The sequence below is a fragment of the Streptomyces sp. PSU-S4-23 genome (assembly GCF_055632315.1).
Genome location: NZ_JBVMUU010000002.1, coordinates 5,586,263 through 5,599,482, shown reverse-complemented (window position 1 = coordinate 5,599,482; position 13,220 = coordinate 5,586,263). Strand labels below are relative to the sequence as shown.

General features: G+C 70.7%; 14 protein-coding genes. 13 read left to right on the top strand and 1 reads right to left on the bottom strand.

All coding sequences use genetic code 11. The annotated features are described in order from the left end of the window. Nucleotides 1-56 precede the first annotated feature (56 nt). Nucleotides 57-1,619 (top strand): aldehyde dehydrogenase (NADP(+)), encoded by a 1,563-nt coding sequence (locus ACZ79I_RS25710; protein WP_471505215.1) that lies wholly within the window; start codon nt 57-59, stop codon nt 1,617-1,619. Nucleotides 1,620-1,697: 78 nt separating this feature from the next. On the opposite strand, the gene ACZ79I_RS25705 is transcribed toward ACZ79I_RS25710, so the two are convergent. After that, entirely contained in the window at nt 1,698-2,747 is a 1,050-nt protein-coding gene (locus ACZ79I_RS25705) for a LacI family DNA-binding transcriptional regulator (RefSeq protein ID WP_471499828.1), read from the bottom strand. Nucleotides 2,748-2,897: 150 nt separating this feature from the next. On the opposite strand from ACZ79I_RS25705, the gene ACZ79I_RS25700 reads away from it, so the two are divergent. The 12 genes from ACZ79I_RS25700 (at nt 2,898) to ACZ79I_RS25645 (ending at nt 13,166) form a co-directional block, all read left to right on the top strand. Beyond that, a complete protein-coding gene (locus ACZ79I_RS25700; RefSeq protein WP_471499827.1) occupies nt 2,898-3,884 on the top strand; it encodes an asparaginase in 987 nt (328 codons plus the stop codon). 61 nt (nt 3,885-3,945) lie between these two features. Continuing rightward, nucleotides 3,946-4,836 (top strand): polysaccharide deacetylase family protein, encoded by an 891-nt coding sequence (locus ACZ79I_RS25695; RefSeq protein ID WP_471499826.1) that lies wholly within the window; start codon nt 3,946-3,948, stop codon nt 4,834-4,836. Further along, complete coding sequence (locus tag ACZ79I_RS25690) at nt 4,833-6,212, top strand: MFS transporter (RefSeq protein ID WP_471499825.1); 1,380 nt, start codon at nt 4,833-4,835, stop codon at nt 6,210-6,212. Before ACZ79I_RS25695 ends, ACZ79I_RS25690 begins: the two co-directional genes overlap by 4 nt. Nucleotides 6,213-6,394: 182 nt before the next feature. Further along, on the top strand, nt 6,395-7,183 hold the full coding sequence (locus tag ACZ79I_RS25685) for an SDR family NAD(P)-dependent oxidoreductase (protein ID WP_471499824.1): 789 nt from the start codon (nt 6,395-6,397) through the stop codon (nt 7,181-7,183). Next, nucleotides 7,180-7,926: an SDR family NAD(P)-dependent oxidoreductase gene (locus ACZ79I_RS25680; protein ID WP_471499823.1), complete on the top strand. Its 747-nt coding sequence runs from the start codon at nt 7,180-7,182 to the stop codon at nt 7,924-7,926. Before ACZ79I_RS25685 ends, ACZ79I_RS25680 begins: the two co-directional genes overlap by 4 nt. Nucleotides 7,927-7,935: 9 nt before the next feature. Then, on the top strand, nt 7,936-8,280 hold the full coding sequence (locus tag ACZ79I_RS25675; protein ID WP_471499822.1) for a hypothetical protein: 345 nt from the start codon (nt 7,936-7,938) through the stop codon (nt 8,278-8,280). A gap of 6 nt (nt 8,281-8,286) precedes the next feature. Continuing rightward, a complete protein-coding gene (gene pxpA, locus ACZ79I_RS25670) occupies nt 8,287-9,012 on the top strand; it encodes a 5-oxoprolinase subunit PxpA (RefSeq protein ID WP_471499821.1) in 726 nt (241 codons plus the stop codon). A gap of 38 nt (nt 9,013-9,050) precedes the next feature. Continuing rightward, nucleotides 9,051-9,296, top strand: a complete 246-nt coding sequence (locus tag ACZ79I_RS25665; protein ID WP_471499820.1) for an acetyl-CoA carboxylase — start codon at nt 9,051-9,053, stop codon at nt 9,294-9,296. A 6-nt stretch (nt 9,297-9,302) separates the two neighbouring features. Next, entirely contained in the window at nt 9,303-10,679 is a 1,377-nt protein-coding gene (locus ACZ79I_RS25660) for an acetyl-CoA carboxylase biotin carboxylase subunit (RefSeq protein WP_471499819.1), read from the top strand. Beyond that, nucleotides 10,676-11,566 carry a 5-oxoprolinase subunit B family protein gene (locus ACZ79I_RS25655; RefSeq protein WP_471499818.1) on the top strand — a complete coding sequence of 297 codons (891 nt, stop codon included), beginning with the start codon at nt 10,676-10,678 and terminating at the stop codon, nt 11,564-11,566. Before ACZ79I_RS25660 ends, ACZ79I_RS25655 begins: the two co-directional genes overlap by 4 nt. After that, on the top strand, nt 11,556-12,530 hold the full coding sequence (locus tag ACZ79I_RS25650) for a 5-oxoprolinase subunit C family protein (RefSeq protein ID WP_471499817.1): 975 nt from the start codon (nt 11,556-11,558) through the stop codon (nt 12,528-12,530). Before ACZ79I_RS25655 ends, ACZ79I_RS25650 begins: the two co-directional genes overlap by 11 nt. A 39-nt stretch (nt 12,531-12,569) precedes the next feature. After that, nucleotides 12,570-13,166 carry a biotin transporter BioY gene (locus tag ACZ79I_RS25645; protein WP_471499816.1) on the top strand — a complete coding sequence of 199 codons (597 nt, stop codon included), beginning with the start codon at nt 12,570-12,572 and terminating at the stop codon, nt 13,164-13,166. The last annotated feature ends 54 nt before the right edge of the window (nt 13,167-13,220 follow it).

Sequence of the window (13,220 nt, the reverse complement as noted above, 5' to 3'; positions counted from 1 at the left end):
TGACCTTGTTGAGACCTGAGCGAGGGTGAGGCCCTGTGAATCCGACCGGAAACTCGATCGTGGCCGGCCGTGACGTCCCCGGTGAGGGCGAGGCGTGGCGCGCCACCGTGGCGGCCACGGGCGAGCCCCGGGGCCCTCGGCTGCGGGACGCCTCACCGGACCACGTCGCGCGGGCGGCAGAGCGGGCCGCCTCCGCCGCGCGCGAGTACCGGACCCTGCCCGCACACCGGCGGGCCGCGTTCCTCGACGCCTGCGCGGAGGAGATCGAGGCGCTGGGCGACGACCTCCTCCGGCTCGCGACGAGCGAAACCGGGCTGCCCCTTCCCCGCCTGACCGGCGAACGCGCACGCACCTGCGGGCAACTGCGCATGTTCGCCGACCTCGTCCGAAGCGGAGACGCACTCGATGTCCGTGTCGACACCGCGCTTCCCGAGCGCCGGCCGCTCCCCCGAGCGGACCTGCGCCTGCGCAAGATCCCCCTCGGCCCCGTGGCCGTCTTCGGCGCGAGCAACTTTCCGCTGGCCTTCTCCGTCGCCGGCGGTGACACCGCGTCCGCTCTGGCCGCCGGCTGTCCGGTCGTCGCCAAGGCGCACCCGGCTCATCCGGGCACATGCGAACTCGTGGCCCGTGCCGTCACCGCTGCCGCCGAGCGCACCGGCATGCCCGCCGGCGTCTTCTCCTTGCTGGTCGGCCGCGGCACCGAGGTCGGCCGGACGCTGGTGAGCGACCCGCGGATCACGGCCGTCGGATTCACCGGCTCCAGGACCGGCGGGACCGCGCTGGTCGAGGCGGCGAACGCCCGGCCTGTGCCCATTCCCGTTTACGCCGAGATGTCGTCCGTCAATCCCGTCGTCATCCTCGACGGGGCCCTGGCCGATCCCGTGCCACTCGCCGCGGCGTACGTGGCGTCGCTGACCAGCGGCGCGGGCCAGTTCTGCACGAATCCGGGCCTCCTGTTCCTGCCGGCGGGCGCTGCCGGCGACGCCTTCCGCACGGCCGTGGCCCGGGCTGTGGCCGGCACCGCGGGACAGCCCATGCTCACCCCGGGCATCGCGGACGCCTGCGCCGGAGGATCGGCGCGGTGGGCGGCCACCGACGGTGTCTCGGTGGTGGCGCAGGGCCCGCCCGGTGAGAGCCCGTACGCGCCGGGCCCGGTGGTCCTCGAATGCGACGCGGCGACCTACCTGGCCCACGAGGACCTCTCCAGCGAGGTCTTCGGCGCCGCCGGACTCGTCGTGCGGTGGTCCGGGGTCGACGGGCTCCTTGCTCTGCTGGAGCACGTCGAGGGGCAGTTGACGGCCACCCTGCACGGGACCGACGCCGACCTGGAGACGGCCGGGCGGGTCCTGCCGGTCCTGGAGGAGCGAGCGGGGCGGATCCTCTGGGGCGGCTGGCCGACAGGAGTCGAGGTCTGCCATGCCATGGTGCACGGCGGCCCGTGGCCCGCGACCTCCTCGCCCGGTACGACCAGCGTGGGGACCCTGGCGATCGAACGCTGGCTCCGGCCCGTCTGCTACCAGTCGTTCCCCGACGCCCTCCTGCCCGAGGAACTGCGCGCCGACAACCCTCTGGGCGTCACCCGGCTCGTCGACGGCGTGCTCCGGCCGCGGTCACGGTGACGGCACCACCGGCCACGCACTCCGCTCTGCACATGCGGAGGTACGAGAACCGGGCCGTGCCGTGACGACTCCTGGGCCTCAGCCCAGTGTCGAGGCACGGGCGACCAGGGCGGGCGGCAGCCTCTCGGATTCGACGTCCTCGCCCGCCAGTCGCCTCATGAGCAGCTGGACCGCACGTACACCCATGTCGTGCATGGGGGACCGGATGGTCGACAGGCCGACGGGCAGCGACCCCGCGAGCGGTACGTCGTTGAACCCGATGACCGCGATGTCGGTGCCGACGGTCAGTCCCGCGTCGCACGACGCCCCCATGGCGCCGATCGCGGCGAAGTCGTTGACGGCGAACACCGCGGTGGGCCTGGTGCGCCCGGCCAGCAGCCGCTGCATGGCCTCTCGGCCTCCGCCGGTGTCGAAGCGGGAGTGCACGATCCTGGATGCCGGCACCTTGATCCCCGCTGCGGCGAAGGTGTCCCGGAAGCCGGCGGTGCGGTCGATGCCGGTGCTGGCGTACGGCTCACCCGCGATGACCGCGACCCGCCGGTGACCCAGCTGCAGGAAGTGCTCGGCGGCCAGCTGGCCGCCCCGGTAGTCGTCACAGGTCACCGACGGGTGGGAGCCGGCGCGCCGTGAGACCAGCACAAACGGGACACCGCGCTTGGCCACTTCGTTCAGGAAGCGCCCGTCCATGTCGGCATCGCCGAAGATCATCCCGTCCACGCGGCGGGCGAGCACCATCTCGGTGCGCTGACGCCGCGCCACCGGGTCGTCGCCGGTGTTGGCCACGAACGCGGAGAACCCCGACGACGCGCATGCCTCCTCGATGCCCTCGTAGATGGTGGCCAGCACCATGTCGACGAGCCGCGGGACCAGCACCCCGACGAGGTTGCTGCGCTGGGTGCGCAGGCTCGTCGCGTGCGGATTGGGCGTATAGCCGACCTCCTCCGCGATGCGCCGGATCCGGTCGGCGGTCTCCCGGCCGGCCATACGGACCCCGGTGCCTGTCGTCCCGTTCAGGACCCGGGAAACCGTCGACACATGGACTCCGGCCAGCTCGGCGACCGTGCGCAACGTAGCCCGGCCCGCGGCGTCCTTGTGCGGAAGCGACCCCTCCGTAGAACCCTCGACCATTCCCCGTCTTCCCCTCTCGGCCGGACAACATTTTCCCCCCGATCCCTTGACGGGTGCCTCCAGGTCGCATTTTATATGCGCAATCGTTCGGCGCAAACGTTAGCGCGGACATATCGGTCAGAGAAGACCGGGACACACTTGGAGGTATCGGTGCGGACCGTCACGGTGCTCGCGACCGGCGGCACGATCGCCACCCGGAGCGACGGCACGGCCGGAGCCGTCGCACGCGCCGGTGGCGCCGAGTTGGTGGAGCGGCTGGCCGTGGCCGATGAGGTCCGGGTCCGCGTCGACGACGTGTTCCGGATAGGCAGCTACCTGATGACCCTGGAGCGGATGCGGACGCTCGCCCTGCGGGCACGGAGGCATCTGCGCGAGGAGGACGTCGACGGCCTGGTGATCACGCATGGCACGGACACCGCGGAGGAGACGGCGCTCTTCCTCGACCTCTTCCTGCACGACGACCGTCCGGTGGTGCTCACCGGCGCTCAGCGGCCCGCGGACGCCCCGGACAGCGACGGCCCGCGCAACCTCTCCGACGCCATCACGGTGGCTGCGCAGCCGTCGAGCCGGGGCATGGGCACGCTGATCGTCTTTGACGGCTCGGTGTTCGCGGCAGGAGGTACGCGCAAGAGCCACACCCTGGCCTCCAGCACGTTCGCCTCCCCCGACGGCGGGCTGCTCGGCTGGGTCCACGGCCGCACCGTCCACGTCTCACGGGCGCCGCGTCCGCGGCTGCGACTGGACCTTTCGGCCATGGACCCTTCCCGCGCACGTGTCGACATCGTCCCGTGCTACCCCGGCGCGGATGCGACGGCCCTGCATGCCTTCGCCGCCGCGGGTGCGCGCGGCATCGTGCTGGAGGCCACCGGGGCCGGCAACGCCAACGAAGCGATCTGCGAGGCGGTGGGCGAACTGACCGCCTCCGGAATCGTGGTGGCCACGTCCACGCGGGTCGCCGCCGGGCCCGTCGCCTCGATCTACGGCAACGGCGGCGGCGCCGACCTCCTCGCTGCGGGCGCCGTCCCCACCGGGGTGCTGCGCCCGCCCCAGGCCCGCGTGCTCCTCGCGGCACTCCTGGGAGTGCACGCCGACCCGCGTGTGGCGCGGGAAGCACTGGCCGCCTACACCACCGGCTGATCCCAGCCGCTGGACTCACGACTCCCGGCCACGGTGGCCGGGTTATGGGAAGGAGTTGACCTTGCCTAAGGAAATCCTGTGCGCGTTCGGCGTCGATGTCGACGCCGTCGCCGGCTGGCTGGGGTCGTACGGGGGCGAGGACTCCCCGGACGACATCTCCCGCGGCATGTTCGCCGGCGAGGTCGGGGTGCCGCGTCTGCTGAAGCTGTTCTCGAAGTACGACCTGCAGACCACCTGGTTCGTGCCGGGCCACTCGATCGAGACCTTCCCGGACCAGTTCCGCGAGATCGTCGACGGCGGGCACGAGGTGGGCGTGCACGGCTACAGCCATGAGAACCCGATCGCGATGACCCGCACGCAGGAGGCAGCGGTCCTGGACCGCTGCATCGACCTGATCGAGGAGATCACCGATCGCCGCCCCACCGGCTATGTCGCACCGTGGTGGGAGTTCTCGCCGGTGACCAACGAGCTCCTGCTCGAACGGGGCATCAAGTACGACCACTCGCTGATGCACAACGACTTCACGCCCTACCGCGTGCGGGTCGGCGACAGCTGGACCAAGATCGACTACGGCGCCCGGGCCGAGGACTGGATGAAGCCGCTGGTCCGCGGCAAAGAAACCGAACTCATCGAGATCCCGGCGAACTGGTACCTGGACGACCTGCCGCCGATGATGTTCATCAAGGCCAGCCCGAACAGCCACGGCTTCGTCAACCCCCGGGACATCGAGCAGATGTGGCGGGACCAGTTCGACTGGGTCTACCGGGAGATGGACTACGCGGCCGTCACCTTCACCATCCATCCGGACGTCTCCGGGCGTCCGCAGGTGCTGCTCATGCTTGAGCGGCTTATCGAGCACATCAACAGCCACGAGGGCGTCCGCTGGGTCACGTTCGACCAGATCGCCGACGACTACGCCGCCCGTCACCCATGGAAGGACCAGGCCAGATGAGCAGCGAGATGGTCTCACCGACGGGCGACACGCCCGAGACGGCACCGGCGGAAGGCCGACGGCGGCAGTTCCCGGCATTCACCCGGCAGCAGACCAACACGGCCATGATCCTGGCACTCCTCGCCTGGACCGTCGCGGTCTTCGACTACGGCCTGTTCGGAACCCTGCTTCCGGTGATGCAGGACGACTTCGGCTGGAGCGCGTCGACCGCCTACCTGGTCAACACGCTCATCGCCATCGGCACCGCGATCGTCGCCTTCGGTGTCGGACCGGTCATCGACCGGCTCGGGCGCCGCCGCGGCATGATGGTCACCATCGGCGGCACCGCCGTCGCCTCCGTCCTGACCGCTCTCACCCCCGCGAAGATGGGTCTGGCGAGCATCGCCGGCATGGTCGGCGTACGCTCGCTCGGCGGCCTCGGCTTCTCCGAGCAGTCGGTGAACGCGACCTACCTCAACGAGGTGTTCTCGATCACTGAGGACGAGAAGAAGCGCGAGCGCCGCGGGTTCTGGTACGGCATCGTCCAGGGCGGTTGGCCCCTCGGTTTCCTGCTCTCCAGCGCTCTCGCGCTCATCCTGCTGGACTCGATGGGCTGGCGCGCGATGTACCTGGTGGCGAGCCTTCCCGCGGTGGTGCTGATCGTCACGATCGGCAAGAAACTGCGCGAGACCCCCCAGTTCGAGCTGCACCAGAAGCTGACGAAGCTCAAGGCGGAGGGAAAGACCCGCGAGGCCGAGGAGCTGGCCGCCGACTACGGGGTGGAGCACACCGACAGCGCCCCGATCGCCCGGATCTTCCAGCCCGAGCTGCGCAGGAACACGATCGTGCTCTCGCTGGCGTGGATCGTGAACTTCTTCGGCATCAACATCTTCAGCGTGCTGGGCAGTTCCATCCTGGCCAACGCCAAGGGCGTGCAGCTGAGCACCGCGTTCTGGATGCTCATCGTCATCAACCTGGGCGCCTACTTCGGATACATCTTCCACGGCTGGCTCGGCGACCGCATCGGGCGCAAGCGGACCATCGTCATCGGGTGGATGATCTCCGGTGCGGCCTTCGCGGCGATGCTCTCCCCGCTGGTCACCAGCACGGCACTGATCGTGGCCACTTACGCCATAGGGCTGTTCTTCCTGGTGGGCCCGTACGCGGCGATCATGTTCTACATGGGGGAGTGCTACCCGACGGACTGCCGCGGCACCGGCACGGTGATCATCGGTGCGATGAGCCAGCCCGGCACCATCCTCGGCGGCTTCCTCTTCACCGGAGCGGCGGCCGCATGGGGCACCGGTACGGCGGCGCTCTGGGTCGGCGCGGTCGGCACGTTCCTCTCCGGTGCGCTGATGATGCTCGCCAAGCCCGTCGCCCGCCTCGAGCACTGACCGTCCGTACGAATCCGTTCGCGGGGCCCGGTGGGCGGACCCCTCTCTCCGCCCACCGGCGTTGTTCCCTCTCAGGGATCTTGCAGCCCCCGCAGGTCTCGGACACGTCTCGGACACCTCGTTTCCCCGACAGGTCTCGAAGACCTGACGGATCTCACATGTTTCGCAGAAAGGTTCACGTCATGGCAGGACAGACGCAGGCCGGTGACGGCGCGTCTGCGGTCGCGGTCATCACCGGAGCGGCCAGCGGGATCGGCCGGGCCGTCGCGGTCGGTTATGCCCGCGAAGGCGTCCGCGTGGTGATCGGCACGTTCCCCGGCGACCCGCACGACCCCCACGAGACGCTTCATCAGGTGCAGGCCGCCGGGGGCCAGGGACTGGTCGTCGAGGTCGACGTCCGCGACAGCGGTCAGGTCGACGAACTGGCGCGCAGCGCGCACGCGGCATTCGGCCGGATCGACTACGCGGTGGCCAACGCCGGCGTCCTCCGGCGCACTCCGCTGGCCGGCCTCACCGACGAGGCCTGGGACGACATGCTCGCCGTCGACCTGACCGGTGTGCTGCGGACCTTCCGCTCCTGCGCCCCCTACATGGGTGAGGGCTCCGCGATGGTCGCCGTCTCATCGATCGCGGGAGGCGTCTACGGCTGGGAGGACCACGCGCACTACGCCGCTGCCAAGGCCGGGGTGCTCGGGCTGTGCCGCAGCCTGGCGGTGGAGCTGGCCCCCCGCGGCATCCGCGTCAACACCGTCATACCCGGCCTCATCGAAACCCCCCAGTCCTCCGACCCGGTGAACTCGCTCGGTCCTGAAGGCCTTCTCCGCGCGGGCGATGACATCCCCGTCGGCAGGGTCGGGCAACCCGACGAGGTCGCCGATGTCATCCGGTTCCTCAACTCGCCGCAGGCCGGGTACGTCACCGGCCAGCAGCTCATCGTCGACGGCGGCCTGACCGTGAAGATGCGCGCATGAGGCCGATCGCAGACCTGACCGGTCGCACGGCCCTGGTCACCGGTGGCGCCAGCGGCATCGGACGGTCGATCGCCGAGGCATTCGTCGCCGCCGGGGCGCACGTGGTCGTGCTCGACCACGACGCTGCCGCGGCGGAGAGCACCGCGCGGTCCATCGGTGCGGTCGGCGGCGTGGCTGCCGACGTCACCGACGAGCGGTTGGTCCAGCAGGCCGTCGCCGCGGCGGAGCGGGTACTGGGCCGGATCGACGTCCTGGTCAACTCCGCCGGCATCCTGACCCAGAGCCCGCTGGTGGAGATGTCGCTGGAACAGTGGCAGCAGACCATCGACGTGGACCTGACCGGAGTCTTCCTCATGTGCCGGCACGTGGTCCCGGGCATGGTGTCCCGCGGTTACGGCCGGGTCATCAACATCGCCTCGCAACTGGCCATCAAGGGCGGGACGTCGCTGACGCACTACTGCGCCGCCAAGGCAGGCGTCCTGGGCCTGACGAAGGCGCTGGCCCTGGAGGTGGCCCGTGACGGGGTGCTGGTCAACGCCATCGCCCCGGGCCCCATCGAAACGCCCCTGGTCGACGGGATATCCGAGGACTGGAAGCGGGCCAAGCGGGCCGAACTGCCGCTCGGGCGGTTCGGCAGGCCCGAGGAGGTCGCGCCGACCGCGGTGCTCCTGGCGGGTTCCCCGGGCGGTGACCTGTTCGTCGGCCAGACGCTGGGGCCCAACTCCGGCGACGTCATGCCGTAGGAGCGAACCATGTGTGGCGCATGCGGGAGAGCCGTCGCAACCGACGCCTGGTCCGGGGTCCTCTGCACCAGCCGTGCCCGCTGGGAGGTCGCCCGGATCGTCAACGGCGTCCTGAGCGAGGGTGGTCATCCCGCCCGGGTGACCTGCTCGGTCGGGGCGTGGGTGGTCCACTCCGGGACGGGGCGGAGCGTCGTGGTGACCACCGTCAGCCACCTGTGGCAGGTGCTCCTGTCCTTGCCGGGGCCCCGCCTCGATGTGGCCGGGGCACTCGCCGGCCGACCGCGGACTCCGATCCTCGACGCCGTCGCCGCCTCGGCGGGAGCGGCGGCCCCCTCACATCCCCCTACGACCTAAGAAGGTGTGACCGTGCCTGTGAGCCTCAACTCAGACATGGGCGAGTCATTCGGCATTCACTCGTTCGGCAACGACGACGCTCTGCTGCCGCTGGTGGACGCCGCCAATGTGGCCTGCGGGTTCCACGCCGGCGACCCGGTGGGCATCCGCGAGACGGTGGCGAAGGCCGCGGCCGCCGGGGTCGCCGTCGGCGCACACCCGGGTCTGCCCGATGCGGTGGGCTTCGGACGCCGGGAGATGAAGCTGTTCCCCGAGGAAGTGCGCGACCTGGTGCTCTACCAGGTGGCGGCGCTCAAGGGATACCTGGACGCCGAGGGAGTGCCGCTGCGCCACATCAAGCCGCACGGATCGCTCTACGGCATGGTGGCCCGCGACGAGCAGCTGATGGACGCCGTCTGCGATGTGGCGGTGCAGTACGGCGTCCCGGTGTACGGCATGGCCGGGACCGCGCACGAACGCGTCGCGGCCAGGCGCGACGTCGGCTTCGTCGCCGAGTTCTACGTCGACCTGGGGTACCGGGCCGACGGCAGCCTCGTCATCGTCCGCCGGCCGCACGCCACTCCACCCCGGCTCGCCGCCGACCGCGCCCGGCTCGCGCTGACCGAGGGCCTGGTCGAAACGGAGTCCCGTCGGCGCATCCCCGTCCGCTTCGACAGCATCTGCGTGCACTCCGACACCCCGAACGCCGCCGACGTGGCCACCGCCGTACGCCAGGTCCTCCAGTCGGCCTGAGATCCCCCGCCCAGCGGCCAGACGAGGAAAGGACATCCATGACCGAGCACACTGTGCGCTCCCCCATGCCCGGCGTCTTCTACCGGCGCCCCGCACCTGACCAGCCGCCGTTCGCCGAGATCGGTGCATCCGTCACGGCCGGCCAGACCATCGGAATCATCGAGATCATGAAGCAGTTCGCCGAGGTCAAGGCCGGAACCGCCGGCACAGTGACCGCCTTCGTCGCCGAGAACGAGGCGCTGCTCGGCCCGGGAGACCCGGTCGCGACCATAGAGGCGGGCTGACGACACATGCGCAAGCTTCTGGTTGCCAACCGGGGCGAGATCGCCCTGCGCATCGTACGGGCAGCCCGCGAGCTCGGCCTGCCGACCGTCGCGATCTGCAGCGAGGCCGACACCGACGCCTTGCATGTGCGTTCGGCCGACGAGCACGTGGTGATCGGCCCCGCCCCCGCGGCGCGCAGCTATCTCGACGCCGACGCGGTCCTGTCCGCTGCCCTGCGATCCGGGGCGGACGCCGTGCACCCCGGCTACGGGTTCCTCTCCGAGCGTGCCGCATTCGCCCGGCAAGTCGCCGACGCGGGCCTGACGTTCGTCGGTCCCTCCCCCGAGGCGATCCGGCTGATGGGCGACAAGTCACTGGCCCGCTCCACCGCCGCCCGCGCAGGCGTGCCGACGGTTCCCGGCTCCGACGGCGCGGTGACCGGCCTGAGCCGTGCCCTCGACGTCGCCGAGCGCGTCGGCTACCCGATCGCGGTGAAGGCGGCGGCCGGCGGCGGGGGCCGCGGCATCCGGATCGTCGAGTCCTCAGACGAGTTGCGCACGGCGCTCCCCCTCGCCCAGGCCGAGGCCGTGGCGGCCTTCGGCAGCGGTGAGGTCTACCTCGAGCGGTTCGTGCCCGATGCGCGCCACATCGAGGTGCAGGTCTTCGGCGACGGCGAGCGCTTCCTGCACCTGGGAGAGCGCGAATGCTCCCTGCAGCGCCGCCGGCAGAAGGTCGTCGAGGAGGCATGCGCGCCCAACGTCCCGGCACACGTCCGCCAGGACATGGCCGACGCGGCGGTGCGCCTCGCGGCGGAGGTCTCCTACTCCGGTGCGGGGACCGTGGAGTTCCTCTACGACTCCGCGCGGGAGGAGTTCTTCTTCATCGAGATGAACACCCGCATCCAGGTCGAGCACCCGGTCACCGAGATGGTCACGGGCAGGGACCTGGTGCGGGAACAGCTCACGGTCGCGGCGGGCGCCTCCCTGTCCTTCACCCAGGAGCAGGTCCGACCACTAGGCCATGCCCTGGAGTTCCGGCTCAACGCCGAGAACCCCGACCTGGGGTTCATGCCCAGCCCCGGCACGATCACCACGATGCGGATGCCCGGGGGTCCCTTCGTGCGCGTCGACTCCGGCTGCGAACAGGGCGGCCAGGTCAGCCCGTTCTACGACTCCCTCATCGCCAAGCTGGTCGTCTGGGGCGACACCCGCGAGGCCGCCCTGGCGCGCGCCCGCCGGGCGCTCGACGAGGTCGAGGTGCAGGGGGTGGCCACGACGGCGCCGTTCCTGCGCACTCTGGTCGACCTGCCGGAGTTCGTCCACGCGACCTACCACACCACATTCCTGGAGAGCTGGCTGGCCGGCCGTGCCTCCGACCGCGACGCCACGGGGAGGACCGTGTGAGTGCGCCCACTCGCAGCCGCTACTCATGGGGCGGGGACGAGCATCTCGTCGTCCAACTCGACGAGGCCATGAGCCTTGAGGTCAACTTCGAGGCGATGGCCATGGCCAAGCTGCTCCACAGCCGAAAGCTGCCGGGCGTGGTCGACATCTGCCCGGCGAACGCGTCCCTCATGGTGCGGTTCGACCCGGACCTCATTGCCCCGGCATCGCTGGAGGCCGCCGTGCGGCAGGTGGAGCGGGAGGTCGGTGAGGCGCCGTCCCTGACGCTCCAGACCCGCATCGTCGAAGTACCGGTCTGGTACGACGACCCCTTCACCAACGAGACCGGTGCCCGGTTCCGCGACCGCCATCAGCGGCCGGAGGGAAACGACCTGGAATTCGCGGCGATCGAGAACGGGCTGCCCTCGGCGCAGGCGTTCATCGAACGGCACTCCGGTTCACCGTGGATCACCTCGATGGTCGGCTTCGTCGCCGGACTTCCGTTCCTGTACCAGATGGTCCCGCAGGAGCGGCAGCTCGAAGTCCCCAAGTACCTGCGCCCCCGCACCGACACGCCGGCGCTGACCGTCGGATACGGCGGCTGCTTCTCCTGCATCTACTCCGTGCGCGGCGCCGGCGGCTACCAGATGTTCGGTGTCACCCCGGTGCCGATCTTCGACCCGGCTCGGAAGCTGCCCGACTTCGAGGACTTCATGGTCTTCTTCCGGCCCGGTGACATCGTGAAGTTCCGTCCGATCGACGAGGGCGAGTACGAGCGCATCGCGGAAGACGTCGCAGCGGGCACCTTCCGCTACCGCCAGAGCCCGGTCAGCTTCAGCCTGCGCGACTTCCTGGCAGGCCCCGACGCATACAACGCCACACTGCTGGAGGCCCTGTATGGCCATTGAGATCGTCAACCCGGGCCTCGCCTCGAGCGTCCAGGACCAGGGCCGTCCCGGCTACTACGAGGTGGGTATCCCGCCGTCGGGCGCGGTCGATCTCTACTCCGCCCTGGCCGCCAACCTGCTGGTGGGGAACGAGGACGGAGCCTCCCTGATCGAGGCCGCCTACATGGGGCCGGAACTGCGGTTCACCGAGCCCGCGGTGGTGGCCGTCACCGGTGCGGGGATGCCGGTCCTGGCGGGCGGCCGGCCCGCACCGCAATGGGAATCCTTCGCTGTCGCGGCCGGCGACGTGCTCTCCTTCGGCTACCTGGAACAGGGTGCCCGGATCTACATCGCGGTATCCGGGGGTGTCGAGGTGCCGCTGGTGCTGGGCAGCCGGTCGACGTACGCCCTCGGCGCGTTCGGCGGTTTCGAGGGCCGCGCGCTGAAGGCCGGGGACATGCTGTCCGTCGGCACCGGCGGCGGGCGGCCGGGACTGGTCGTGCCCGAGCACCTTCGCCCTGTGCTCTCCCGCGAGATCGACCTGCGCGTCATGCTCGGCCTGTACGACTACCGGCTCACCCCGGCCGGCCTCGCCTCGCTGCTGGACACCACGTGGATGCTGACGCCCGTGGCGGACCGGGTGGGCTTCCGGTACAGCGGCGGGACGCTGGAGTGGGAGGAGCGGGTGCAGCCGTTCGGCGCCGGCTCCGACCCCTCGAACATCGTGGACGCCGGATACCCGCTCGGATCCATCCAGGTGCCGGGCGGAGTGGAGCCCATCATCCTGCACCGCGACGCCGTCTCCGGCGGCGGTTACGCCATGGTCGCAACGGTGATCAGCGCCGATCTCGACCTCGTCGGCCAGTCCGCGCCCGGGACGCGCACCCGCTTCCGCCCTGTGTCCATGGAGCAGGCACTGGATGCCAGAGCAGCCGCCGCAGAACGCGTCCGGCATCTGCGCACGGCCCTGCTCCAGCCGTCCTGACGTATTCCCTGCCTCAGCCATCGCCCGAAAGGCCCCCCTATGAGTTCCCTCGTGTCGTCCGCCCCTCGAAGGGGCTCGCTCGCCGACTTCATCTGGACGCGCAGCCGCACCCGCGACGCCGCACTCGTCGTCGGCGCCGCCGGGCTCACCGCCCTGGCCGCCCAGGTCTCGGTGCCCGTGCCGGGCTCACCGGTGCCCGTCACGCTGCAGACCTTCGCCGTGCTCGTGACCGCAGCGGCCCTCGGCGCCACCCGCGGCGCGCTGAGCCAACTGGTCTATCTGGCCGCCGGTGTCGCGGGACTGCCGGTCTTCGCCGGGGCCACCGGCGGCCTGCCGGCCGTGCTGGGCACGACCGGAGGCTACCTGCTGGGGTTCGTCGTGGCCGGGTACCTCGTAGGGGCACTTGCCCAGCGGGGCGCAGACCGGCGCCTCCTCGGCACGCTGCTGACCTACGCCGCCGGTTCACTTGCCATCTACGCGCTGGGCGTTCCCGTACTCGCCCTCGCCACCCATCAGACGCTCGCCTGGGCCGTGGTCCACGGCCTCGTGCCGTTCCTGGTGGGCGATGTCCTCAAGGCTCTTGCCGCGAGCGCGTTGCTGCCTGCCGCCTGGAGCGTGACGGACCGCACCCGCTGACGGTGTGCCGGGAAGGTCTTCACGTGCCCCCTCCAAGACAGCTGCCCCCGCAGC

Coding starts and splice junctions, on each gene's coding strand:
- ACZ79I_RS25705 (WP_471499828.1), bottom strand. CDS start 2,747: ATGGTCGAGGGTTCTACGGAGGGGTCGCTTCCGCACAAGGACGCCGCG.
- ACZ79I_RS25690 (WP_471499825.1), top strand. CDS start 4,833: ATGAGCAGCGAGATGGTCTCACCGACGGGCGACACGCCCGAGACGGCA.
- ACZ79I_RS25685 (WP_471499824.1), top strand. CDS start 6,395: ATGGCAGGACAGACGCAGGCCGGTGACGGCGCGTCTGCGGTCGCGGTC.
- ACZ79I_RS25680 (WP_471499823.1), top strand. CDS start 7,180: ATGAGGCCGATCGCAGACCTGACCGGTCGCACGGCCCTGGTCACCGGT.
- ACZ79I_RS25675 (WP_471499822.1), top strand. CDS start 7,936: ATGTGTGGCGCATGCGGGAGAGCCGTCGCAACCGACGCCTGGTCCGGG.
- ACZ79I_RS25665 (WP_471499820.1), top strand. CDS start 9,051: ATGACCGAGCACACTGTGCGCTCCCCCATGCCCGGCGTCTTCTACCGG.
- ACZ79I_RS25660 (WP_471499819.1), top strand. CDS start 9,303: ATGCGCAAGCTTCTGGTTGCCAACCGGGGCGAGATCGCCCTGCGCATC.
- ACZ79I_RS25650 (WP_471499817.1), top strand. CDS start 11,556: ATGGCCATTGAGATCGTCAACCCGGGCCTCGCCTCGAGCGTCCAGGAC.
- ACZ79I_RS25645 (WP_471499816.1), top strand. CDS start 12,570: ATGAGTTCCCTCGTGTCGTCCGCCCCTCGAAGGGGCTCGCTCGCCGAC.